We start from the raw sequence: 21,864 nt of genomic DNA on the forward strand, positions 1-21,864 counted from the left end.
TCACCCGATGCGGCAAGGCTCTAATCGTCGAACAAGGTGGGCTGCGCCGGCGGGTTCGGCAAGGTTTTCGTCTCCGCCTTGGCGCCCCGCCCGCGCGTCGCCCGCTTCGACGGCGGGCTGGGCGGGCGGGTCGCGGTGGGTGGCGGCGCATCCGGGCCTCGTTCGCCGGCCACCGCGCCCACATGCCCGTCGGCGAACTCGATATCCAGCCCCTGCCCGCTGGCGATGGCGGCGGCGCTGCGCAGCGGCTGGCCATCGGCGGCGCGCACCAGCGCGAAGCCCCGTGCGAGCACCCCACGATAGGACAGCGCGCCCATCAGCTTGCCGATGGCGTCGAGCCGGCGGCCCCGTTCGGCAAGCAAGCGCCGCCACGCCGGATCGAGCCGCGCATGCTGGCCCTCGAATCGCTCGCGGGCACGGTGGATGCGCTCGCGATGCGCATTGGCATTGGCACGCAGCGCCGCGTCGAGCCGGCCGGCGACCAGCGTGAAGCGCTCGCGCCGGCCCGCCACCAGCTGGGTGAGCCGGTGCGGGGAGAGCCGCCCCTCGGCGCGGGTGAGCTGAAGCCGATGCGCCGCCGCATTGGCCTTCAATGCCCGCGGCAGCCGCCCGGCCGCCAGGTCCAGCCGCTGGCGCGGCACCGCGAGCAGCGTGTCGGCGCTTGGCAGCAACCGGGCGAGGCTGCGCAGATCGGCACGCCGGCGCTCGCCGGCGCGGGCCATGGTCGCGGAAAGCCGTGCCCCGCCGGCCTGGATCGCCGCGAGCAGCTCGCCGCGCACCGGCACCGCCATCTCGGCGGCGGCGGTAGGCGTCGGCGCGCGCACATCGGCGGCGAAGTCGATCAGCGTCACATCGGTCTCGTGGCCGACGGCGGAGATCAGCGGGATGGCGCTCTCCGCCGCCGCCCGCACCACCGCCTCGTCGGAAAAGCCGAGCAGGTCCTCCAGCGAACCGCCGCCGCGGGCGACGATCAGCACGTCCGGGCGCGGGATCGGCCCGCCGGGCTCCAGCGCGTTGAAGCCACGAATGGCGGCGGCGACTTCCGGCCCGCAGGTATCCCCCTGCACCCGCACCGGCCACACCAGCACGCGGCGCGGGAAACGGTCCGACAGGCGGTGCAGGATGTCGCGGATCACCGCCCCGGTCGGCGAGGTGACGACGCCGATGACGCGCGGCAGGAAGGGCGGCCGGCGCTTGCGTTCGGGTGCGAACAGACCCTCGGCGGCCAGCCGGCGCTTGCGCTCCTCCAGCATCGCCATGATGGCGCCGGCGCCGGCATATTCCAGCTGCTCGATGACGATCTGATAGGAGGATTTGCCGGGAAAGGTGGTGATGCGCCCGATGGCGACCACCTCCAGCCCTTCCTCGGGCTTGAGCTTCAGCCGCGAGAAGCTGGTCTTCCACACCACGGCGTCGAGCCGGGCATTGGTGTCCTTCAGGCTGAAATAGGCATGGCCGGAGGAGTGCGGCCCGCGATAGCCGGAAATCTCGCCGCGCACCCGCACATGGCCGAAGGCATCCTCCACCGTGCGCTTGAGCGCGCCGGAGAGCTCGGAGACCGTCCAGTCGGGCTGGTTGGAGACGGGCGATTCGGTGATGAGATCGGACATGCGCCTGTCATAGCCGGTTTGACCGCAAGCCGAAAACCGGGTGGCATGTGTCAACTGTTCTGACACCTTGCGGACTCTCGCGGACAAGGAGGAGACCCATGCCGACATCCGTCCTGCCGTTCCTGATGTTCCAGGGCGAGGCCGAGGCCGCGCTTGCCTTCTATCTCGCGGTCTTCCCCGACGCCCATATCGACGAGGTGAGGGAGAATCCCGCCACCGACGCCATGCCCGCCTCGAAGCTCACGCGCCTGACCCTGCACGGACAGTCGGTGCTCGTCTTCGACAGTCCCGTGAAGCACGGCTTCGGCTTCACGCCGTCCTTCTCCTTCTTCGTCACCTGCGAGAGCGAGGAGGAGGTGCGCCGGCTCTCCGACATGCTGAAGCAGGACGGGGCCGAGATGATGCCGGCGGGTTCTTACGGTTTCAGCACGCTGTTCGCCTGGGTAAGCGACCGTTTCGGTGTTTCCTGGCAGCTCAATTGCCCCTGACAGTCGCCGCTCCTCCACCGCCTTGATCGCCGCCCCCGCAGCCACTAGGTTGCGCGCGATTTTCCGCCAACCGGCCGAGCCTCCATGATCGATCCCGCGCTGCCGCCCCATATGCGACCCGACCGGTCGTTCCAGGGCCTCATCCTCGCCTTGCACGCCTTCTGGGCGGACAAGGGCTGCGTCGTCTTGCAGCCCTACGACATGGAAGTCGGCGCCGGCACCTTCCATCCGGCGACCACGCTGCGCGCGCTCGGGCCGAAGCATTGGAAGGCCGCCTATGTGCAGCCCTCCCGCCGTCCCAAGGATGGGCGCTATGGCGAGAACCCCAACCGGCTCCAGCATTATTACCAGTATCAGGTGATCCTGAAGCCCTCGCCGGCCGATCTTCAGGATCTCTATCTCGCCTCGTTGGAGGCCATCGGCATCGATCTGAAGCTGCACGACGTGCGCTTCGTCGAGGACGATTGGGAGAGCCCGACGCTCGGCGCCTGGGGCCTCGGCTGGGAGTGCTGGTGCGACGGCATGGAAGTCTCGCAGTTCACTTACTTTCAGCAGGTGGCCGGCATCGAATGCGCGCCGGTGTCCGGCGAGCTCACCTACGGGCTGGAACGCCTCGCCATGTATGTGCAGGGGGTCGAGAACGTCTACGACCTCAACTTCAACGGCCGCGAGGGAGACGAGAAGGTCACCTATGGCGACGTGTTCCTGCAGGCCGAGAAGGAATATTCCCGGCATAATTTCGAGCACGCCGACACCGCCATGCTGCTGGAGCAGTTCCGCATGGCCGAGAGCGCGGCGGCGAAATATCTCGAGGCAGGCTGGAGCGACGACAAGTCCCGCCACCTGATGGCCCAGCCCGCCTATGACCAGTGCATCAAGGCGAGCCATGTGTTCAACCTGCTCGACGCGCGCGGGGTGATCTCGGTCACCGAGCGCCAGAGCTACATCCTGCGGGTGCGCGAGCTGGCGAAAGCCTGCGGCGCCGCCTGGCTGGCGACGGAGGCCGGCGGCACCCCCGCCGCCTGATCCGCAGGCGGCACCGACGACACCCGAACCTTCCTTTGCGCGGCGGCGCCTCCCCAGCGCCCCGCCTCCTCGAACCATCCGACGTGGCCCATGCCCGACCTCATGCTCGAACTCTTCTGCGAGGAAATCCCGGCCCGCATGCAGGCCGGCGCCGCCGAAAGCCTGCGCAAGCTGGTCACCGACGCCCTCGTCGAGCGCGGCCTGCTCTATGAGGGCGCCAAGGCCTTCGTCACCCCGCGCCGCCTCGCCCTCGCCGTGCATGGCCTGCCGGCGAGCCAGCCGGACACCCATGAGGAGCGCAAGGGCCCGCGCGTCGGCGCGCCGCAGGCGGCGATCGACGGCTTCCTCAAGGCATCGGGGCTGACTTCCATCGATCAGGCGAAAATCGAGAGCGACCCGAAGAAGGGCGAGTTCTACGTCGCGCATCTGCACCGGCACGGCCGCCCGACGCCGGAGGTGATCGCCGAGATCGTCCCCGCCATCATCCGGTCCTTCCCGTGGCCGAAGTCGATGCGCTGGGGGTCCGGTTCGCTGCGCTGGGTGCGGCCGTTGCAGTCCATCGTCTGCACCTTCGGCCCGGAGACCGAGGAGCCGGAAGTGGTGCCCTTCGAGGTCGACGGCATCCGCTCCGGCGACACCACGCGCGGCCACCGTTTCCTCTCCTCCGGCAGCATCAAGGTCCGCCGTCTCGACGACTGGATGACCAAGCTGGAAGCCGCCTTCGTGGTGGTCGATCGCGAGCGGCGCAAGGACATCATCCTCGCCGACGCCAAGGACCTCGCCCTCGCCCATGGGCTGGAGCTGGTGGAAGACCCCGGCCTGCTCGACGAGATTTCCGGCCTGGTCGAATGGCCGGTGGTGCTGATCGGATCGTTCGACGAGAGCTTCCTCGATGTGCCGGACGAGGTGATCCGCGCCACCATCCGCATCAACCAGAAGTGCTTCGTGCTGCGCGATCCGGCGACCGGCCGCCTCGCCAACCGCTTCATCCTGGTGTCGAACCTCGCGGCCAAGGACGGCGGCGACGCCATCGTCGCCGGCAATGGCCGCGTCATCCGCGCCCGGCTGTCGGACGCCAAGTTCTTCTGGGAGACCGACAAGCGGACCAATGCGACGGTCTCGCTGGAAGAGCGGCTGGCGAAGTTCAAGAACGTCACCTTCCACGAGAAGCTCGGCTCGCAGTTCGAGCGCATCCAGCGCATCGCGCGGCTTGCTCGGGAATTGGCCCCTGTGGTCGGCGCCGACCCTGATTTCGCAGAACAAGCCGCGCTCTACGCCAAGAGCGACCTGCGCACCGAAGTGGTCGGCGAGTTTCCCGAAGTGCAGGGGCTGATGGGCAAGTACTATGCCCGCCTCGAAGGCCTGCCGGAGGAGATCGCGCTGGCCGCCGAGGAGCACTACAAGCCGCAGGGCCCGACCGACCGCGTGCCGGTCGCCCCGGTCTCGGTGGCGGTGGCACTCGCCGACAAGCTCGACACGCTGGTGGGCTTCTGGGCGATCGACGAGAAGCCGACCGGCTCGAAGGACCCCTACGCGCTTCGCCGCGCCGCGCTGGGCGTCATCCGCATTATTCTCGAAAGCAACAGCCGCGTTCTGTTGTGGCCGGCGTTCGTGGTTCTCGGGCGACGAATCATGGGGCAGATGCTGCGGGCGGAGTATAGTCAATCGCAGCTGACGACCAAGTTTCTGGAACTTACCGGAGATATCAACCCTGAGGGCATGATCTCCAAGCTGCAGAAGTATGCCACAGAGGCTGCGCTGTTGATGGAGGGCGAAGACCATTTCGCTGTTCCTGTGCAGGAGTGGGAAAAGAAGCGAGCGAACGACCTCCTCGCCTTCTTCGCCGACCGCCTCAAGGTTCACCTGCGCGAGCAGGGCGCCCGCCACGATCTCGTCGATGCCGTCTTCGCCCTTCCGAGCCAGGACGACCTCCTGCTCGTGGTGAAGCGCGTCGAGGCGCTCGGCCGTTTCCTGCGCACCGAGGACGGCCGCAACCTGCTCGCCGGCACCAAGCGCGCCGCCAACATCCTGCGCATCGAGGAGAAGAAGGACGGCGTCTCCTATGCCGGCGGCGTCGACATCACCCTGCTCGTCGAGGCCGAGGAGCGCACGCTGGCCGACGCCATCGCCAAGGCCGGCCCGCTGATCGGCACCGCGCTGAAGGCGGAGGATTTCGAGGGCGCCATGGGCGTCATGGCGAGCCTGCGCGCGCCGGTCGACGCCTTCTTCGAGAAGGTGACGGTGAATGCCGAGGACAAGGCCCTGCGGGCCAACCGCCTCGCTTTGCTCGCCGATATCCGCGCCATCACCCGTCAGGTCGCCGATTTCGACCGCATCGAGGGCTGAAAACGGCCGTAGCGCGACAAGGCCGCCATGAGCCTGATCCAGAACGAGCGCATCAAGCTGACGGCCACGCTGTTGAACAATGTGGCCGCCGCGATGTTCATCACTGGCGGGGTTGGGCCGATCGTCGCGCTTTCCTATGGAGTGCCCGGCCCGACCGGCGGATGGTCCGCTCTCGGCATCACCGCCATTTGGATTCTCAGCGGTTCGGCCATAGCTTACATGGCAAGGCTGCTCCTGAAGCGATTGAAGCCATGACCGCCGCAACTCTCGCGTGGTATATTTCCCCGCTCCTCCTGCTGGCGGCGTGTTATGGCCTTTATCTCGTGACCAGGGACCAGAATCACCACGCCGGCCCGGCGGAGTGAAAGCTGCGCTCCGATGGTGCATCGCACCGTCGGTCGGGAACCTTCCCGTACCTCCGGCCGTTCATGACGGGCACCCACCGGAGACCGCTTCATGTCCCTCAGCATCATCGCCATCCAGCCCATCGTCGCGCTGATCGCCGGCATCCTCATCCTGGTGATGCCGCGTCTGCTCAACTACATCGTGGCGATCTATCTGATCTTCATCGGCGTCATGGGCCTGATCGGCAACGGCACCATCAATCTGTGACGACGACGGCCGGCAGGGGCCGCCGCAGGCGAATGGCCGGGCAGCGCCCGGCCATCAGCTCATTTTGCCGCCGGCATCCGGCGGCGGTCGGATCGTGGGATTCCCTATCCTCAGATCTTCTTGCCGATCAGCCGGTCGACGCTCCACGGGCCGGGGCCGGCGAAGGCGAGGAAGAACAGCGTGAAGCAGTACAGCGCCGCCAGTTCGCCGCCGTTCAGGATCGGGAAGAAATCCCGCGGCGCATGCACGAGGAAATAGGCCACGGCGGTCATGCCGGACAGCACGAAGGCCACCGGCCGCGAGAACAGGCCGATTAGCAGCAGCGCGCCGCCGAACAGCTCGAACAGGCCGGCAATGCCGCCCGGCGTGGCGAAGCTGACTCCGGTCTGCGGCGTGACTGGAAACCCCAGCACTTTCGTCGTTCCGTGCTGCATCAGCAGCAGGGCGGTCATGACCCGCAGAAGGCTCAGCACATGCGGCGTGAGCGTGTCGACAATTTTTGTCATTCCCCAGTATCCCTTAGTACGCTCGGTTTTTCTCCCGGCGGCGGGAGGCTGCCGCAACGTCGCTTAGGACGCAATCGCCCTATCTATCACGTTGCAGTGCGATATAATTCGCCGCACTGCGAATGATGGATTGAACGAAACACCTCAAAAGGCTAGACCAGAGATGGAAAAGTCATCCGGGATGGCCTTCCCAATAAGATGAACCCCTTGATGGGGCTCCCTTTTCGAACTCGCCAGCATTTCCATAGAGGCTATGATCGTGCGGTCCAGGCACGTTCAACCAGCGGGACTTCCGAAATGACGAAATGGGTCTACACCTTCGGCGACGGCGCGGCAGAAGGTGCGGCGGACATGCGCAACCTCCTGGGCGGCAAAGGCGCCAACCTTGCCGAGATGTCCAATCTGGGACTGCCGGTTCCACCCGGCTTCACCATCTCCACCGAGCTCTGCACCTGGTATTATGCCAATGGCAACGTCTATCCGGCCGAGCTGAAGGGCAATGTCGAAGACGCCCTCGCCTATGTCGGCAAGCTGGTGGGCAAGACCTTCGGCGATCCCGCCAACCCGCTGCTGGTTTCCGTGCGTTCGGGCGCCCGCGCGTCCATGCCGGGCATGATGGACACCGTACTCAATCTCGGCCTCAACGATGTGACGGTCGAGGCGGTGGCGGCGGCCTCCGGCAATCCCCGTTTCGCCTATGACAGCTATCGCCGCTTCATCCAGATGTATTCGAACGTGGTGCTCGATTTCCCGCACCATCATTTCGAAGAGGTGCTGGACGGCTACAAGGCCGATAACGGCTACAACCTCGACACCGACCTCTCCGCCGACGACTGGAAGGAACTGGTGAAGCGCTACAAGGCGCTGGTCGAGCACGAGCTCGGCAAGCCGTTCCCGCAGGATCCGCAGGACCAGCTCTGGGGCGCCATCGGCGCGGTGTTCGGCTCGTGGATGAACCAGCGCGCCATCGTCTATCGCCGCCTTCACGCGATTCCCGAGAGCTGGGGCACGGCGGTGAACGTGCAGGCCATGGTGTTCGGCAATATGGGCGACACCTCGGCCACCGGCGTCGCCTTCACCCGCAACCCGTCCACCGGCGAGAACGCCCTCTATGGCGAGTTCCTGATCAACGCGCAGGGCGAGGACGTGGTGGCGGGTATCCGCACGCCGCAGAACATCACCGAAGTCGCCCGCATCGAGGCCGGCTCCGACAAGCCGTCGATGGAGAAGGCGCTGCCGGAGGTCTACACCGAATTCACCCGCATCGCCGGCGTGCTCGAAGGGCATTACCGCGACATGCAGGATCTCGAATTCACCGTCGAGACCGGCAAGCTGTGGATGCTGCAGACCCGCTCCGGCAAGCGCACCGCCAAGGCGGCGCTGCGCATCGCGGTGGAACTCGCCAATGACGGCGTGATCACCCGCGAGGAGGCGATCGCCCGCGTCGACCCCGCCGCGCTCGACCAGCTGCTGCACCCGATGCTCGACCCCAAGGCCGAGAAGACGGTGATCGGCTCCGGCCTGCCGGCCTCTCCCGGCGCCGCCTCGGGCGAGGTGGTGTTCTCCGCCGACGACGCCGAGCTGCTCAAGAGCCAGGGCCGCAAGGTCATCCTGGTGCGCATCGAGACCTCGCCGGAAGACATTCACGGCATGCACGCCTCGGAAGGCATCCTGACGACGCGCGGCGGCATGACCTCGCACGCCGCCGTGGTGGCGCGCGGCATGGGCAAGCCCTGCGTCTGCGGCGCCGGCACCATCCGCGTCGACTACGCCGCCGGGACCATCACCTCCGGCGGCGTCACCGTGAAGAAGGGCGAGATCCTCACCATCGACGGCGGCACCGGCCAGGTGATCGCCGGCGCGGTGCCGATGCTGCAGCCGGAGCTTTCCGGCGAGTTCGGCACGCTGATGGGCTGGGCCGACGGCGTGCGCCGCATGAAGGTGCGCGCCAATGCCGAGACGCCGCTCGACGCCCGCACGGCGAAGAACTTCGGCGCCGAGGGCATCGGCCTGTCGCGCACCGAGCATATGTTCTTCGACGCCGACCGCATCCGCGCGGTGCGCGAGATGATCCTGGCCGACGACGAGAAGGGCCGCCGCGCCGCGCTCGCCAAGCTCCTCGCCGCCCAGCGCTCCGACTTCCAGGAGCTGTTCGAGATCATGGACGGGCTGCCCGTCACCATCCGCCTGCTCGATCCGCCGCTGCACGAGTTCCTGCCGCACACCGACGCCGAGATCGCCGAGGTGGCGGAAGGCCTCGGGGTGAGCGCCGCCAAGCTGGCGGCGCGCAAGAAGGAGTTCGACGAGTTCAACCCGATGCTCGGCTTCCGCGGCTGCCGTCTCGCCATCGCCTTCCCGGAGATCGCCGAGATGCAGGCGCGCGCCATCTTCGAGGCGGCGGTAGCGGCGCAGAAGTCCACCGGCAAGCCGGTGGTGCCGGAGATCATGGTGCCGCTGATCACCGGCAAGCGCGAGTTCGACCTGGTGAAGGAGTCGATCGATTCTCAGGCCCGCAAGGTCGAGGAAGAGACCGGCGCCAAGGTCGAGTACCAGGTCGGTACGATGATCGAGCTGCCGCGCGCGGCGCTGAAGGCCGGCGAGATCGCCGAGACGGCGGAGTTCTTCTCCTACGGCACCAACGATCTCACCCAGACCACCTACGGCATCTCGCGCGACGATGCCGGCACCTTCCTCGGCACCTACATCTCCAAGGGCATCTTCGAGGTCGACCCCTTCGTGTCGATCGACACCGATGGCGTCGGCGAGCTGGTCAAGATCGCCACCGAGCGCGGCCGGGCGGTGCGCCCGAAGCTGAAGCTCGGCATTTGCGGCGAGCATGGCGGCGACCCGGCCTCGGTGGCGTTCTGCGAGGAAGTCGGGCTCGACTACGTGTCCTGCTCGCCCTTCCGGGTGCCGATCGCCCGCCTCGCGGCGGCGCAGGCGGCCCTGAAGACCCAGGCCGCCAGCCAGGCCTGAGGCGGATCGACAGCATACGGTTCGGCGTCAGCCGGGCCGCACGAGACGATGCGGTGGCCGGGCGAGCAGCCCGGCCATTTGCTTTGGCGGCATTCGCTTGCGGGAGCCTCCACTCGCGAGCGCCTTCGCGGCTGCTGCATGTGCGGTAGTATCGGCCGGCTCGCCCGGCCCCGACCCGCCTCTGCGGAAGGCCTGTCCTGGCAGGGGGCTTTCCTTTTTGCCGGCGGAGGCCCATATCAGGGCGACCGCTCAATGTGGAGTGCGAAACCGCGGCCATCTTTGGCTGCTCAGATTGGATAGGATTTGCAAGTTCTCGTTCGCGACAACAATGTCGATCAAGCCCTGAGAGTCCTCAAGAAGAAGATGCAGCGGGAAGGCGTCTTCCGCGAGATGAAGGCTCGTCGGTCTTATGAAAAGCCGTCCGAACGGCGCAACCGGGAAGCGGCCGAGGCGGTGCGACGTGCCCGCAAGGCGGCCCGGAAACAGGCCATCCGCGAGGGATTGATCGCCGCGCCAAAAAAGAAGCCGATGGTGGGCCGTGGTCGTCCGGAGGCGTCCCCGGGCGCGCCTCAGGCTGACGTGGCAAAATAAAGTCGGCGCAGGGTTGCGATAGCTCGCCTGATCCTGTAAATTACCCGCATCGATCTTGCACGTTGAACTTTGTTTGTGCGCCTTAAGCGCTGTGGCGAACTTCCTCTCAAATCGATGTCAACACAACGCTTGCCTATGGTAAGCGATCGATTTTCTATGTCGTATGAAAGGAATATCGTCATGGCGACGGGTACCGTGAAGTGGTTCAACAGCCAGAAGGGCTATGGCTTCATCCAGCCGGATAACGGCGGGTCTGATGTCTTCGTCCACATTTCCGCTGTGCAGCGGGCCGGCTGGACCGACCTGCGCGACGGGCAGAAGGTCTCTTATGAGGTCGAGTCCGATCGCCGCACCGGCAAGCAGACCGCTGGCAATCTGCAGGCGGCGTGATCGTGCCGACGGCTCCTGACCACGGATGTACTGGCAGGAGTAGTTGAGCACCATGGAAGGCCGGGGTCATCCCGGCCTTTTTCATTTTGAGAGGATGCCGGCAATGACCGATCCCACCCGCGACACGGCGTTCAAGCCCAATCTCACCAAGACCGAGAGCAAGGCCGAGGCGGTATCGCGGATTGCCAAGTCGATGATCGAGCAGGAAACCGCAAAGCGGGACGCGAAGACCGCACGGCTGAAGGAAGCCCGCCTGGCACAAGAAGCCGCGGCCCAGCCGGTAAAGGCCGCCCCCCGCGCGAAAGCACGCCGGGCGAAGTAGATCGCCGAACGCGTCGATGTTTCAGCCTTGCCGGTCGGTGCGCCGCCGGAGCGCAATATCTACGACCGAGTAGACCACCCCCATATGCTCGTCTTGCGGATGCCGGGCCTGCCACCTTCCGTCGGGCTTCCGAGGCCCCTGCCGCACCGCAAGCCGGCATAAGGCCGGCCAGGGCCGTGATCGCGGTGCCGGGGCGATGAGCCGGCGATTTCTTTCCAAGTTGAGCCTTCCGAGGTTTGCGCGTCGGCCGCATGCGGCGCACGGCGGGAGCCGTCGGGCGAGATCGCGGGCCCATCAAGGGGGCGCCAAATGCCTCGCCGGTGCGCTCGCCACATTGTCCGCGCCTCCACGCGATCAACGACATCCGCCGCGGTGCCGGCCCGGCCATGGCCGCAACGGCTCAATCCGGCAGCATGAGCCGGGGCTGGTCCCGGCCGAGTTCCGCTACCCTCCAGAAGGCAAAAGCAAGAAACGGCACCCGCGGCCCCACGAGTTGCGGGTCTCCGGGGTATCGAAGCGCGAAATAGGTCTCCGAGCTGTGAAGCGGGGCCAGCCGCTCGATGGCCTCCTCAAGCAGGAGGCCTGGATCGCCGGAAAATTCGCACGCCCAACGTGCGCTCGCAGCAGCCTCTTCATGGACAAGGCGAGCCGCACAGCGTGTTTCAATGCGGAGCTTTTCATTTTCCTGCGCCCGCCAGAGCGGCAGCAGGAAATGCCCGAACCTCTTGCGAACATCATCGACAGTCCACCCGGCACCGATGAGGTTAGCTTTCAGCAATAATTCGATACCGTGCGCCGTCAGATGCAGGGCGGGGAGATGCACCATGCGGGACGACGCGTAATCCTGCGTATCGACGAGCACTTTCGCCGCCGTGAGATAGCGCGTGGCAGTACCCAGCCATCGGACGTGATCGGTCTCGTTATAATCTTGAGACTCAGCGGCCATCTCGGCTCGCCCCTCCCGCGCTATCTGCCCCGCGCCGCCGCCTTCAGCTGGTACAGCGCCTCCAGCGCCGCGCGCGGGGTCATCTCGTCCGGGTCGATCCCGGCGAGCGCCGTCTTCACCGCCTCGGCCGCCGGGTCCGCCTTCGCCAGCTCCACCGGCGCGGCGGACGCCGGCGCCCGGTTGATCGCCGCGAACAGCGGCAGGTCGTCGAGGATGCGCTGCGCCGGCGCCGCGCGGTCGGCATTCTCCAGCTCGGTCAGCACCGCCTTGGCCCGCGCCACCACGCTTGCCGGCAGGCCGGCCAGCCGCGCCACCTGGATGCCGTAGGAGCGGTCCGCCGCTCCCGGCACCACCTCGTGCAGGAAGATCACCTCGCCCTCCCACTCCTTCACCTTCACCGTCGCGTTGACGAGGCGGGCGAGGCGCTGGGAGAGCGCGGTCAGCTCATGGAAATGGGTGGCGAACAGGCCGCGGCAGCGATTCACCTCGTGCAGGTGCTCGAGGCTGGCCCAGGCGATGGATAGGCCGTCGAAGGTGGCGGTGCCGCGGCCGATCTCGTCGAGGATGACGAGCGAGCGCTCGCTGGCCTGGTTGAGGATGGCGGCGGTCTCCACCATCTCCACCATGAAGGTCGAGCGGCCGCGCGCCAGGTCATCAGCGGCGCCGACGCGCGAGAACAGCCGGTCGACCACGCCGATATGGGCGGCACGGGCGGGCACGAAGCTGCCGGTCTGGGCGAGGATGGCGATCAGCGCGTTCTGCCGCAGGAAGGTGGATTTACCGGCCATGTTGGGGCCGGTCACCAGCCAGATGCGGCCGGAGGCGGCCCGCCCCTTGGCGTCCTCGGGCGGCGAGAGCTCGCAGTCATTGGCGACGAACGGCCCCCCATCGCGGCGCAGCGCCTGCTCCACCACCGGGTGGCGGGCGCCCTCCAGCCGGAAATCCAGCCCGCCATCGACCTCGGGCCGCACATAGCCCTCCTCCACCGCCAGGCGCGCCAGGCCGGCAGTGACGTCGATCACCGCCAGCGCCCCGGCAGCAGCGCGGATCGCCTCGGCCTCCAGCAATATGGCGGCGGCCAGCCGGTCGAAGATCGCCTGTTCCAGCGCCAGCGCCCGCTCGCCGGCGCTGGCGATCTTCGCTTCCAGCTCCCCGAGCTCGGTGGAGGTGAAGCGCATCGCCCCAGCCATGGTCTGGCGATGCACGAAAACCGCGCCGAAGGGCGGCTCACGCAGCCGGTCGGCATTCTGCTGGCTGACCTCGACATAATAGCCGAGCACCGCATTGTGCCGGATCTTCAGCGACTTGACGCCGGTCTCCTCGGCATAGCGGCGCTCCAGCGCCGCCACCACCCGCCGGCTCTCGTCGCGCAGCGCGCGGGCGGCGTCGAGATCGGCATCGAAGCCGGCGCGGGTAAAGCCGCCATCGCGGCGATAGGGCGGCAGCTCGTCGGCCAGGGCGGTGGCAAGCAGCGCCGGCAGCGCCGGATCGACGGCGCCGAACAGCAGCGCATTGGCGTGTAGTTCCTCGCCCACCTCGCCGGCCAGCAGCAGGCGGGCAATGGCGGTGCCCTCGGCCAGCCCCCGCCCGATGGCGGCAAGGTCGCGCGGCCCGGAACGGCCGAGCGCGATGCGGGCAAGCGCGCGGGCGAGGTCCGGCGCCCCGGCGAGCCGCTGCTGCAGGCCGGCGCGCAGCTCCGCGTCCTCGACCAGCGCCTCCACCGCGTCGAGCCGGGCGGCGATGCGGGCGGGGTCGGTCAGCGGCTCGGCCAGGCGTCGGGCCAGGAGGCGGGCACCCGCCGAGGTCACGGTACGGTCCACCGCGGCATTGAGGCTGCCGGCGCGGTCCCCCGTCGTGGTGCGCAGGATTTCCAGGTTCACCCGCGTCGCCGGGTCGATTACCATGATGTCGGTGGCCGCCTCGCGCTGAGGTGCGGCGAGCGGCGGGCGACCACCCAGCTGGGTGCGCTCGATATAGGCGACCACCGCGCTGGCGGCGGTGAGCTCGACGCGGGAAAACGCGCCGAAGGCATCGAGGGTGGCGACGCCGAAAAAGCCGGCGAGCCGACGCTCGGCGCCGGCGCCGTCGAAGCTCTCCTTGGGCAGCGGCGTCACCGCCGGCAGGCTGCGCCAGATCTCGCGGAAATCAGCCTCATCATACACCGGATCGGACAGCAGCAGCTCGGCCGGCTCGACCCGCGCGAGGTCGGCGGCGAGGCGGCCGGAATGGGTCTCGATCACCCGGAACGAGCCGGTGGAGATATCAGCGAAGGCGAGGGCGTAGACATAGCCGTCCTCGCCCGCCCCCTCGCCGCCGCGCTGGCGGGCAAGCGCGGCCAGCACATTCTCGCGACGGTCGTCGAGCAGGGCGTCCTCGGTGAGGGTGCCGGGGGTGACGAGACGGGTAACATCCCGCCGCACCACGCTTTTCGGCCCGCGCTTCTTCGCCTCGGCGGGGTCCTCGATCTGCTCGCAGACGGCGACGCGGTGGCCGCAGGCGATCAGCTTGTGCAGATATTCCTCGGCGCGCTCCACCGGCACCCCGCACATCGGGATGTCCGCGCCCTGGTGCTTGCCGCGCTTGGTCAGCACGATGCCGAGCGACCGCGAAGCGATCTCTGCATCCTCGAAGAACAGCTCGTAGAAATCGCCCATCCGATAGAACAGAAGGCTGTCGGGATTGGCGGTTTTTATCTCGATATACTGCGCCATCATCGGCGTGACGCGCTCGGCATCGCCGGTCGGCTTCGGGCTGGGGGTCTGGGTCGCATCCATGGTCGAAGGCTTGCAGGTGGCCGGACACGACTTCAAGTATTTACCGGGGTTTTCCCCGCCTTACAGCTCGATGCCGCGCAGCGCCTCGGGATCCATCAGCCCCATCAACCGCCCGGCGGCGCAACGCGCCAGCCGCAAAGTGAGCGCCTTGCGCTGGTGAGCGACGAGCGGGTGGCGCGGCGCCTCGCGGACCAGCGCCGCCCCGAAACCGTCGGCCACCAGGATGCCGGTGTCCTCGGGCAGGATGTCCAGCGGGAAATCCGGGGCGACGGCGAAGAACAGCCGGTCGCAAAAAGCGCGATATTCGAACCACTTATGATCGGCACGGAAATCGGCGATCGAGGATTTCACCTCGATGACCCATACCTCGCCCTTGGCGCAGAGCACCGCGATGTCGGCGCGGCGGCCGGTGCCGAGCACCAGTTCCGGCACGCCGACCAGCCCGCGCGCCGCCACATAGCGCAGCGCGCCGCGACGGATGGCGAGCGCCGCCTCCGACTGGCGGCCGTCCGGCGGCAGGACGAGATCGGTAAGGGTGCCATGCATGCCTGTACCCTATACGTTCTCATCGGCAGATGGGAAGCCCCCCAAATGGGATGCTCTCTTGGAAAGGCCGGTTACCATCCGGATCGACTCGTCTATAAGCGGGCGTCGCTTTCTCACCGCTGCCCGGCCATGCCGCCCGAAACCGCATCTGTCGCCCCCCAAGCCGAACGCCCGGCGCCGAGCCTGCGCGAGCTGTTCGTCGGCTTCCTGTCGGTGGCGGTGGTGGCGTTCGGCGGCGTGCTGCCGATCGCCCGGCGGGCGGTGGTCGAGCGCTACAAATGGGTGGATTCGGACGAGTTCACCGAGTTGGTCGGTCTTGCCCAGTTTCTGCCGGGCCCAAACATCGTCAATTTGTCCATCGTGATCGGTTCGCGCTTCCGCGGCGTGCCCGGCGCCATCGCCGCGTTCTGCGGCCTCACTTTGGCGCCGGCGGTGTTCGTCATCCTCGCCGGCACGCTGTTCGCCCGCTACAGCGACGTTCCGGCGGTCGCCGACCTCATCGCCGGCCTCGCCGCCGGTGCGGCCGGCATGGTCATCGCCATGGCCGGTCGCATGGGCGAGATGCTGTGGCGGCGCCCGAGCGTACAAGGCCTTGGTATCGCCGCCGCCGCCTTTGTCGGCATCGCCGTGCTCGGCCTGCCGCTGCTCTGGGTAATGCTCGGCCTCGCCCCGGTGTCGATTGCGCTCGCCTGGTGGGCGATCCGATGAACGATGACAGCGTGCTCGGCGCGCTGGCGCTGAATTTCCTCGTCCTCTCGCTGCTGGCGGTGGGCGGCGCCAACGCGGTGCTGCCGGAAATGCACCGCCAGGTGGTCGACGTCGCCGGCTGGATGACCAATGAGCAGTTCGCCCAGACCTTCGCCATCGCCCAGGCGGTGCCGGGGCCGAACGTGTTGGTGGTGACGCTGATCGGCTGGCACGTCGCCGGCTTTGCCGGCGCGCTGGTCTCGACGCTGGCCATGTGCGTGCCGACCTGCGTGCTGGCCTATGTCGTCGGCGGCGTCTGGTACCGCTTCCGCGCCGCGAAGTGGCGCCGGGCCATTCAGGGCGGACTGGTGCCGCTGACCATCGGGCTCATCGCCGCCTCCGGCTTCCTCCTCGCCGAGGGCGCGGCGCGCTCGGTACCGACCGCGCTCTACACCGCCGTCACCGTGCTGGTGCTGCTGTTCACCCGGATCAGCCCGCTCTGGATGCTGTTCGGCGGCGGCGCGCTCGGGCTGCTGCGCCTCATCTGAGGACATCCGCCGCAAGCGGGTCGCTGTTACCTCAAGGCTCCAGGGCGGCTGCCCCTTCGCCGCGCGAGAAAGGCGGCAGCTCGGGGCCCGCCAGCGGCGCCTCGGCCGGCTCCGGCCGGCTTGCCCCGGCGGCGAGGCGACGCACCAGCGCTAGGGCGCTGACGAGCGCCAGCACGCCGAAGGCGACCGATCCAAGCGCCTGGCCGGCGAGCACGCCCTGTGCGCCCCAATAGTGCCCGCCCACCATCACGAAGGGGATGACGCCGAGCGTCGCCCGGCTCCAGTTGAACAGGGTGGAGCGCAGCGGCGCGCCAAGATTGTTGAAGGCGGCATTGGCGACGAACAGCATGCCGAGGAAGATGAAGCTGCCGGCGACCCACAGGCAGTAGAAGACGACCAGATCCTCGCCCTCTGCCGACAGCCCGAACGCGCCGGCCACGGCATGACGCCCCAGCGCCATCAACGCCCATATCCCGATCACATAGGCGAGGATGAGCACGAGGCTGTCGAGGATGGCCCGCCGCACCCGGTCGTAGCGCCCGGCGCCGACATTCTGGCCGATCACCGGTCCGATGGCGCCGGTGAGCGCGAAGAGCGGCCCGAAGGCGACCGGGATCAGCCGCCCCACCACCGCGAAGGCCGCCACCGCCGCATCGCCATGGGTGGCGAGCGCATAGGTGACATAGGCATTGCCGACCGGGGTGGCGAGGTTGGTGAGGATGGCCGGCACCGCAATGCCGGAGAGCGGCCCGACATCGTGCCGGAAGTCGCGCCAGCGCAGCGGGCTGGCATAACCGTGGATGCGCAGCACCGCATACAAGCCATAGGCCGCCATCGCCACGCGGGAGATCACCGACACCACGGCCGCGCCCTCGACCCTCCAGTCGAGCACCAGGATCAGCACCGGGTCGAGCGCCGCCGTCACCAGGCCGCCGATCAGCGTCACCAGCATGGAGCGCCGCGCATCGCCGAGGCCGCGCAGCGTGCCGGAGGCCGCCATGCCGATGCCGAGCAGCGGCGTCGACGGCAGCACGACCATCAGGAAATCGCGGGCGATCTCCAGCGTGCGCCCGGTGGCGCCCAGCAGGGAGAGCAGCGGCGTCAGCACCGGCATCATCGCGCCGGCGGTAATCACGCAGGCAAGCGTCATATAGACGAAGCCGGAGGTCGAGATGCGCCCCACCTCCTCGCGCCGGCCGGCGCCGATAGCCCGCGAGATCAACGCCGAGACGGCGATCATCACCCCGATCGACACCGAAGTGACGAAGAACATCACCGTGCCGGCATAGCCGATGGCGGCGGCGAGTTCCTCTTCACCGAGCAGCGAGATGTAGAACAGGTTGAGCAGGTCGACGACGAACACCGCCACCAGCCCGACCGAGCCGGCCGCCGTCATTACCGCGACGTGGGCCATGGTCGAGCCGGTGACGAAGCGGGCCGGGGATGCGGATGTCGTCTTCATGGCCCGGCTTATCGCATGGAGGCGGCGGCGGACGATAGCGCCCCGGCAGGGTGAAAGCGCGAACGACGACACGGCCGGCATGCTCCGCTGCACCGCGCATAGGCCCACCCGGCCGATTGGCGTATGGTCGCCGCGACCGGCCGGATGCAACAGCCGTATCGGGACGGTGTGACAGGAGCATGCGATGAATCAGTTGCAGGAATTGCTCTCCCAGGCGCAGCACGGCCAGGTGTTCGACAACCTTGCGCGCAGCTACGGCATCTCGCCGGAGCAGGCGCAGCAGGCGGTGGAGGCCCTGCTGCCGGCCTTCTCGGTCGGCCTCGACCGCAGCACGCGTACACCGGAAGGCCTGGCCGGGCTTCTTGGCACCATGGCCCGCAATCCCTATTCGCAGGCTTTCGACGACCCGGAGGCGACGCCCGCCCCAGCGCTGAAAGCGCAGGGCACGGACGCGCTCGCCGCCATGTTCGGCTCGCCGGAGGTAAGCCGCGCGGTCGCGGCGCGCGCATCCTCCGAGACCGGGCTCAGTTCCTCCCTGCTGAAGCAGATGCTGCCGGCCATCGCCGCGCTGGTGCTTGGCGGCCTGATGAAGGGTGGCGGCGCCGCGGGTAGCGGAAGTAGTGGTGGCGGAAGTGGTGGTGGCCTTGGCGATCTTCTCGGCGGCCTGCTCGGCAACCGAGCCCCGGAAGGCTCCTCCACCGGCGCCTCGACGGGGGGCGGCCTCGACGATCTCTTGGGCGGCATATTGGGGGGCGGTGCCCCGGCCGAGCGCGCGGGGTCTGCATCCCCCTCCGGCAACCCGCTGCAGGACCTGCTGGAAGGCCTGGCGAGGGGCGGCCTCGGCGGCGCCTCGCGCGACGGTACGACCCCGGACGATCCGCGCAGCCCGGCCTCGACGGGCAACCCGCTCGACGATCTGCTGGGCGGCCTGTTGGGCGGCGGCCGACGGGGGACGGGCGAGCAGCCGGAAGCCGGCGCCGCCCCGCAGCCGCGACAGGGCGGCGACCCGACGGGAGACCTTCTCGGCAGCATATTGGGCGGACTGCTCGGCGGCGGCGCCGGCGCTCGCCCGGCCCCCGGTATCGATCCGGCGAATCAGCCGCAGGATCCCACGCTGCAGCCCTTGAACGACATATTCGACCAGTTCACCCGCAAGGACGGGCGCTGAACGTCCCGGTCGCCCGCCCGGATCAGTCTCCACATCTCGATCCCGAACGATCGGGACGACGGAGCTGAGACAGCCCGATTGAGAAGCGTCATGAAAATCGGCTAGAAGAGCCGGCTGCCGATCACTCGCCGAGAGATGCCGCTCTGATGTCCGACACGACCCTCGAGACCACCGCCGATCCGCTGGACGACCACGCCAAGGCCCGGGTGCTGGTGCAGGCGCTGCCGCACATGCAGCGCTATGACGACGCCATCATCGTGGTGAAATATGGCGGCCACGCCATGGGCGACGAGCAGGTGGCGCGGGATTTCGCGCAGGATATCGTGCTGCTCGAACAGTCCGGCGTGAACCCGGTGGTGGTGCATGGCGGCGGGCCGCAGATCGGCGCCATGCTGGCCAAGCTCGGCATCAAGTCGGAATTCGCTGCCGGGCTGCGCATCACCGACAAGGCCACCGTCGAGATCGTCGAGATGGTGCTGGCCGGCTCGATCAACAAATCGCTGGTCGGCTTCATCAACGAAGCCGGCGGCAAGGCTTTGGGCTTGTCCGGCAAGGACGGCAACATGGTGATCGCCTCCAAGGTCACCCGCAGCGTCCTCGACCCGGATTCGAATATCGAGCAGGTGATCGATCTCGGCTTCGTCGGCGAGCCGTCGAGCGTCGATACCACCGTGCTCGACCAGATTCTCGGCCGCGAGCTGATCCCGGTGCTGGCCCCGGTCGCCACCGGCGAGGAGGGCGGCACCTTCAACGTCAACGCCGACACCTTCGCCGGCGCCATCGCCGGGGCGCTCGGCGCCAAGCGCCTGCTGCTGCTCACCGACGTCCCCGGCGTGCTCGACCGCGACAAGAACCTCATCAAGGAACTGTCGATCAGCCAGGCTCGCGCGCTGATCGCCGACGGCACCATCTCCGGCGGCATGATCCCCAAGGTCGAGACCTGCATCTACGCGCTGGAACAGGGCGTCGAAGGCGTGGTGATCCTCGACGGCAAGGTATCGCACGCCGTGCTGCTCGAACTGCTCACCGACCACGGCGCCGGCACGCTGATCCGCCGCTGAGGCGCGATCCCGGGGCGAGGCGTGAAATCGCGCCTCGCCTGCGACCCGGCTCTTCGCTATGGATGGCGTCATGCCGCACGCCACCGATACCGCCCCCGCATCCGCCAGCTTCTCCGGCGTCGACACCTGGGTGTTCGACCTCGACAACACGCTCTATCCGCCCGGTCTCGACCTGTGGCGGCAGATCGACCTCAACATGCGCAGCTACATCGCCGATTATCTCGGCCTGTCGCTCGACGACGCCTTCGCGCTGCAGAAGGGCTACTACCGCAAATACGGCACCTCGCTGCGCGGGCTGATGATCGAGCACGGCATGGACCCGGACCCGTTCCTGGCCAATGCGCATAATATCGACCTGTCCGAGCTCGATCCGGCGCCGGAACTCGGCGAGGCGCTCGGCGCGCTGCCCGGCCGCAAGCTGGTCTACACCAACGGTTCGCGCGCCCATGCCGAGGCGATCCTGGGCAAGCTCGGCATCTCCGACCATTTCGCCGACGTGCACGACATCGTCGCTTCCGAGTTCCACCCCAAGCCGCAGGAACCGGCCTATCGCCACTTCCTCGGCCTGTATGGCGTCGAGCCGACCCGCGCGGCGATGTTCGAGGACCTGGCCCGCAATCTCGAGGTGCCGCACGCGCTCGGCATGCGCACCGTGCTGGTGGTCCCGCGCGGCCTCGCCGTCAGCCCCGCCGACCGCGAGGCCTGGGAACATGACGGACGCGACGCCCAGCATATCCAGCACGTTACCGACGACCTGCCCGCCTTCCTGCGCGCCGTGCGCGGGGTGATCGCCCGCGACGCGGGTTGAACCGACCCGTTGACACCCGGCCATCCACGCCGCAACAAGTCCCCCGCCATTTAGCGGAGTAACAGAGCATGTCGAGCGAGCTGAAGACCATCATCGAGGACGCCTTCGAGAAGCGCGCGGAGATCGGCTTCGACACCAAGGGTCCGGTTCGCGACGCCGTGAATGCGGCGCTCGGTCTGCTCGACGCCGGCAAGGCGCGCGTCGCCGAGCAGGGTGCCGACGGTAACTGGACGGTCAACCAGTGGCTCAAGAAGGCGGTGCTGCTCTCCTTCCGCCTCAACGACATGGCCCCGATCACCGGCGCCCCCGGCGGCGCGACCTGGTGGGACAAGGTGCCCTCCAAGTTCGACGGCTGGGGCGAAACCGAGTTTCGCGCCGCCGGCTTCCGCGCCGTGCCGGGCGCCATCGTGCGCCGCTCGGCCTATATCGCGCCGAACGTCGTGCTGATGCCCTCCTTCGTCAATCTCGGCGCCTCGGTCGGCGAAGGCTCGATGGTCGACACCTGGGCGACGGTGGGCTCCTGCGCCCAGATCGGCGCCCGCGTGCACCTCTCGGGCGGCGTCGGCATCGGCGGCGTGCTGGAGCCGCTGCAGGCCGGTCCGGTGATCATTGAGGACGACTGCTTCGTCGGCGCCCGCTCCGAGGTCGTCGAGGGCGTGATCGTGCGCAAGGGCTCGGTGCTCTCCATGGGCGTGTTCATCTCGGCGACCACCAAGATCGTCGACCGCGCCACCGGCGAGGTGTTCGTCGGCGAGGTGCCGGCCTATTCGGTGGTGGTGCCCGGCGCGCTGCCCGGCAAGCCGCTTCCCAATGGCGCGCCCGGCCCGTCGCTCTACTGCGCGGTGATCGTGAAGCGGGTGGACGAACAGACCCGCTCCAAGACCTCGATCAACGACCTGCTCAGGGACTGAGCGACGGCGGCTTGTCCCCCTTCTCCGCCTTGCGGAGAAGATTACGGCGAGGGTCGGTCCGGTTTCGCCAGAAGCCCTCGCCGGGC

The 21,864-nt window shown here is 68.1% G+C and carries 21 protein-coding genes; 15 read left to right on the forward strand and 6 right to left on the reverse strand.

Annotation, left to right across the window (positions count from 1 at the left end; genetic code table 11):
- Nucleotides 1–20: 20 nt before the first annotated feature.
- Entirely contained in the window at nt 21–1,610 is a 1,590-nt protein-coding gene (gene xseA / locus KHC24_RS15480) for an exodeoxyribonuclease VII large subunit (RefSeq protein ID WP_213364208.1), read from the reverse strand.
- A 98-nt stretch (nt 1,611–1,708) separates the two neighbouring features.
- On the opposite strand from xseA, the gene KHC24_RS15485 reads away from it, so the two are divergent.
- The 5 genes from KHC24_RS15485 to KHC24_RS15505 all read left to right on the forward strand — a co-directional run bounded on the left by KHC24_RS15485 (nt 1,709) and on the right by KHC24_RS15505 (nt 6,082).
- Nucleotides 1,709–2,098 (forward strand): VOC family protein, encoded by a 390-nt coding sequence (locus KHC24_RS15485; RefSeq protein WP_213364209.1) that lies wholly within the window; start codon nt 1,709–1,711, stop codon nt 2,096–2,098.
- An 84-nt stretch (nt 2,099–2,182) separates the two neighbouring features.
- Nucleotides 2,183–3,124 carry a glycine--tRNA ligase subunit alpha gene (locus tag KHC24_RS15490; RefSeq protein ID WP_213364210.1) on the forward strand — a complete coding sequence of 314 codons (942 nt, stop codon included), beginning with the start codon at nt 2,183–2,185 and terminating at the stop codon, nt 3,122–3,124.
- 90 nt (nt 3,125–3,214) lie between these two features.
- Nucleotides 3,215–5,470, forward strand: coding sequence for a glycine--tRNA ligase subunit beta (glyS, locus tag KHC24_RS15495; RefSeq protein WP_213364211.1), 2,256 nt, complete (start codon nt 3,215–3,217; stop codon nt 5,468–5,470).
- Nucleotides 5,471–5,497: 27 nt separating this feature from the next.
- Nucleotides 5,498–5,725, forward strand: a complete 228-nt coding sequence (locus KHC24_RS15500) for a hypothetical protein (protein ID WP_213364212.1) — start codon at nt 5,498–5,500, stop codon at nt 5,723–5,725.
- A 201-nt stretch (nt 5,726–5,926) separates the two neighbouring features.
- A complete protein-coding gene (locus tag KHC24_RS15505) occupies nt 5,927–6,082 on the forward strand; it encodes a DUF3096 domain-containing protein (protein ID WP_213364213.1) in 156 nt (51 codons plus the stop codon).
- Between the two features lie 110 nt (nt 6,083–6,192).
- Here KHC24_RS15505 and KHC24_RS15510 read toward each other — a convergent pair whose 3' ends face one another.
- Nucleotides 6,193–6,588 (reverse strand): DoxX family protein, encoded by a 396-nt coding sequence (locus KHC24_RS15510; RefSeq protein ID WP_213364214.1) that lies wholly within the window; start codon nt 6,586–6,588, stop codon nt 6,193–6,195.
- 297 nt (nt 6,589–6,885) lie between these two features.
- Here KHC24_RS15510 and ppdK point away from each other — a divergent pair, with 297 nt between their 5' ends.
- The 4 genes from ppdK (at nt 6,886) to KHC24_RS15530 (ending at nt 10,867) form a co-directional block, all read left to right on the forward strand.
- Nucleotides 6,886–9,564 carry a pyruvate, phosphate dikinase gene (gene ppdK / locus KHC24_RS15515; protein WP_213364215.1) on the forward strand — a complete coding sequence of 893 codons (2,679 nt, stop codon included), beginning with the start codon at nt 6,886–6,888 and terminating at the stop codon, nt 9,562–9,564.
- A gap of 303 nt (nt 9,565–9,867) precedes the next feature.
- Entirely contained in the window at nt 9,868–10,155 is a 288-nt protein-coding gene (gene rpsU / locus KHC24_RS15520) for a 30S ribosomal protein S21 (RefSeq protein WP_213364216.1), read from the forward strand.
- Nucleotides 10,156–10,335: 180 nt separating this feature from the next.
- Nucleotides 10,336–10,545, forward strand: a complete 210-nt coding sequence (locus tag KHC24_RS15525; protein WP_213364217.1) for a cold-shock protein — start codon at nt 10,336–10,338, stop codon at nt 10,543–10,545.
- 103 nt (nt 10,546–10,648) lie between these two features.
- Complete coding sequence (locus tag KHC24_RS15530) at nt 10,649–10,867, forward strand: hypothetical protein (RefSeq protein WP_213364218.1); 219 nt, start codon at nt 10,649–10,651, stop codon at nt 10,865–10,867.
- A 400-nt stretch (nt 10,868–11,267) separates the two neighbouring features.
- Here the strand turns inward: KHC24_RS15530 and KHC24_RS15535 are convergent, their stop codons facing one another.
- From KHC24_RS15535 to KHC24_RS15545, 3 genes are read right to left on the reverse strand one after another with little or no spacing between them, the layout of a single operon-like run.
- Nucleotides 11,268–11,813, reverse strand: coding sequence for a hypothetical protein (locus KHC24_RS15535; protein WP_213364219.1), 546 nt, complete (start codon nt 11,811–11,813; stop codon nt 11,268–11,270).
- Nucleotides 11,814–11,833: 20 nt separating this feature from the next.
- A complete protein-coding gene (gene mutS, locus KHC24_RS15540) occupies nt 11,834–14,587 on the reverse strand; it encodes a DNA mismatch repair protein MutS (RefSeq protein WP_213364220.1) in 2,754 nt (917 codons plus the stop codon).
- Nucleotides 14,588–14,647: 60 nt separating this feature from the next.
- A complete protein-coding gene (locus KHC24_RS15545; RefSeq protein ID WP_213364221.1) occupies nt 14,648–15,133 on the reverse strand; it encodes an MmcB family DNA repair protein in 486 nt (161 codons plus the stop codon).
- A 129-nt stretch (nt 15,134–15,262) separates the two neighbouring features.
- On the opposite strand from KHC24_RS15545, the gene KHC24_RS15550 reads away from it, so the two are divergent.
- Both KHC24_RS15550 and KHC24_RS15555 read left to right on the forward strand, forming a co-directional pair.
- Nucleotides 15,263–15,841 carry a chromate transporter gene (locus KHC24_RS15550; RefSeq protein WP_213364222.1) on the forward strand — a complete coding sequence of 193 codons (579 nt, stop codon included), beginning with the start codon at nt 15,263–15,265 and terminating at the stop codon, nt 15,839–15,841.
- Nucleotides 15,838–16,368, forward strand: coding sequence for a chromate transporter (locus KHC24_RS15555; protein WP_213364223.1), 531 nt, complete (start codon nt 15,838–15,840; stop codon nt 16,366–16,368). Before KHC24_RS15550 ends, KHC24_RS15555 begins: the two co-directional genes overlap by 4 nt.
- Before the next feature lie 31 nt (nt 16,369–16,399).
- Here KHC24_RS15555 and KHC24_RS15560 read toward each other — a convergent pair whose 3' ends face one another.
- A complete protein-coding gene (locus KHC24_RS15560) occupies nt 16,400–17,830 on the reverse strand; it encodes an MATE family efflux transporter (protein WP_213364224.1) in 1,431 nt (476 codons plus the stop codon).
- 184 nt (nt 17,831–18,014) lie between these two features.
- On the opposite strand from KHC24_RS15560, the gene KHC24_RS15565 reads away from it, so the two are divergent.
- The 4 genes from KHC24_RS15565 (at nt 18,015) to dapD (ending at nt 21,778) form a co-directional block, all read left to right on the forward strand.
- Nucleotides 18,015–18,998, forward strand: coding sequence for a DUF937 domain-containing protein (locus KHC24_RS15565; protein ID WP_213364225.1), 984 nt, complete (start codon nt 18,015–18,017; stop codon nt 18,996–18,998).
- 146 nt (nt 18,999–19,144) lie between these two features.
- The gene (gene argB, locus KHC24_RS15570; RefSeq protein WP_213364226.1) at nt 19,145–20,059 is read left to right on the forward strand and encodes an acetylglutamate kinase; all 915 of its coding nucleotides are present in this window, start codon (nt 19,145–19,147) and stop codon (nt 20,057–20,059) included.
- Between the two features lie 70 nt (nt 20,060–20,129).
- The gene (locus tag KHC24_RS15575) at nt 20,130–20,867 is read left to right on the forward strand and encodes a pyrimidine 5'-nucleotidase (RefSeq protein ID WP_213364227.1); all 738 of its coding nucleotides are present in this window, start codon (nt 20,130–20,132) and stop codon (nt 20,865–20,867) included.
- Nucleotides 20,868–20,935: 68 nt separating this feature from the next.
- Nucleotides 20,936–21,778, forward strand: a complete 843-nt coding sequence (dapD, locus tag KHC24_RS15580; RefSeq protein WP_213364228.1) for a 2,3,4,5-tetrahydropyridine-2,6-dicarboxylate N-succinyltransferase — start codon at nt 20,936–20,938, stop codon at nt 21,776–21,778.
- Nucleotides 21,779–21,864 lie beyond the last annotated feature (86 nt).

Origin of the sequence: Ancylobacter defluvii (assembly GCF_018390605.1) — a bacterium.
GTDB classification, from domain to species: Bacteria; Pseudomonadota; Alphaproteobacteria; order Rhizobiales; family Xanthobacteraceae; genus Ancylobacter; species Ancylobacter defluvii.

Coding starts and splice junctions, on each gene's coding strand:
- xseA (WP_213364208.1), bottom strand. CDS start 1,610: ATGTCCGATCTCATCACCGAATCGCCCGTCTCCAACCAGCCCGACTGG.
- KHC24_RS15485 (WP_213364209.1), top strand. CDS start 1,709: ATGCCGACATCCGTCCTGCCGTTCCTGATGTTCCAGGGCGAGGCCGAG.
- KHC24_RS15490 (WP_213364210.1), top strand. CDS start 2,183: ATGATCGATCCCGCGCTGCCGCCCCATATGCGACCCGACCGGTCGTTC.
- glyS (WP_213364211.1), top strand. CDS start 3,215: ATGCCCGACCTCATGCTCGAACTCTTCTGCGAGGAAATCCCGGCCCGC.
- KHC24_RS15500 (WP_213364212.1), top strand. CDS start 5,498: ATGAGCCTGATCCAGAACGAGCGCATCAAGCTGACGGCCACGCTGTTG.
- KHC24_RS15505 (WP_213364213.1), top strand. CDS start 5,927: ATGTCCCTCAGCATCATCGCCATCCAGCCCATCGTCGCGCTGATCGCC.
- KHC24_RS15510 (WP_213364214.1), bottom strand. CDS start 6,588: ATGACAAAAATTGTCGACACGCTCACGCCGCATGTGCTGAGCCTTCTG.
- ppdK (WP_213364215.1), top strand. CDS start 6,886: ATGACGAAATGGGTCTACACCTTCGGCGACGGCGCGGCAGAAGGTGCG.
- KHC24_RS15525 (WP_213364217.1), top strand. CDS start 10,336: ATGGCGACGGGTACCGTGAAGTGGTTCAACAGCCAGAAGGGCTATGGC.
- KHC24_RS15530 (WP_213364218.1), top strand. CDS start 10,649: ATGACCGATCCCACCCGCGACACGGCGTTCAAGCCCAATCTCACCAAG.
- KHC24_RS15535 (WP_213364219.1), bottom strand. CDS start 11,813: ATGGCCGCTGAGTCTCAAGATTATAACGAGACCGATCACGTCCGATGG.
- mutS (WP_213364220.1), bottom strand. CDS start 14,587: ATGGATGCGACCCAGACCCCCAGCCCGAAGCCGACCGGCGATGCCGAG.
- KHC24_RS15545 (WP_213364221.1), bottom strand. CDS start 15,133: ATGCATGGCACCCTTACCGATCTCGTCCTGCCGCCGGACGGCCGCCAG.
- KHC24_RS15550 (WP_213364222.1), top strand. CDS start 15,263: ATGCCGCCCGAAACCGCATCTGTCGCCCCCCAAGCCGAACGCCCGGCG.
- KHC24_RS15555 (WP_213364223.1), top strand. CDS start 15,838: ATGAACGATGACAGCGTGCTCGGCGCGCTGGCGCTGAATTTCCTCGTC.
- KHC24_RS15560 (WP_213364224.1), bottom strand. CDS start 17,830: ATGAAGACGACATCCGCATCCCCGGCCCGCTTCGTCACCGGCTCGACC.
- KHC24_RS15565 (WP_213364225.1), top strand. CDS start 18,015: ATGAATCAGTTGCAGGAATTGCTCTCCCAGGCGCAGCACGGCCAGGTG.
- argB (WP_213364226.1), top strand. CDS start 19,145: ATGTCCGACACGACCCTCGAGACCACCGCCGATCCGCTGGACGACCAC.
- KHC24_RS15575 (WP_213364227.1), top strand. CDS start 20,130: ATGCCGCACGCCACCGATACCGCCCCCGCATCCGCCAGCTTCTCCGGC.
- dapD (WP_213364228.1), top strand. CDS start 20,936: ATGTCGAGCGAGCTGAAGACCATCATCGAGGACGCCTTCGAGAAGCGC.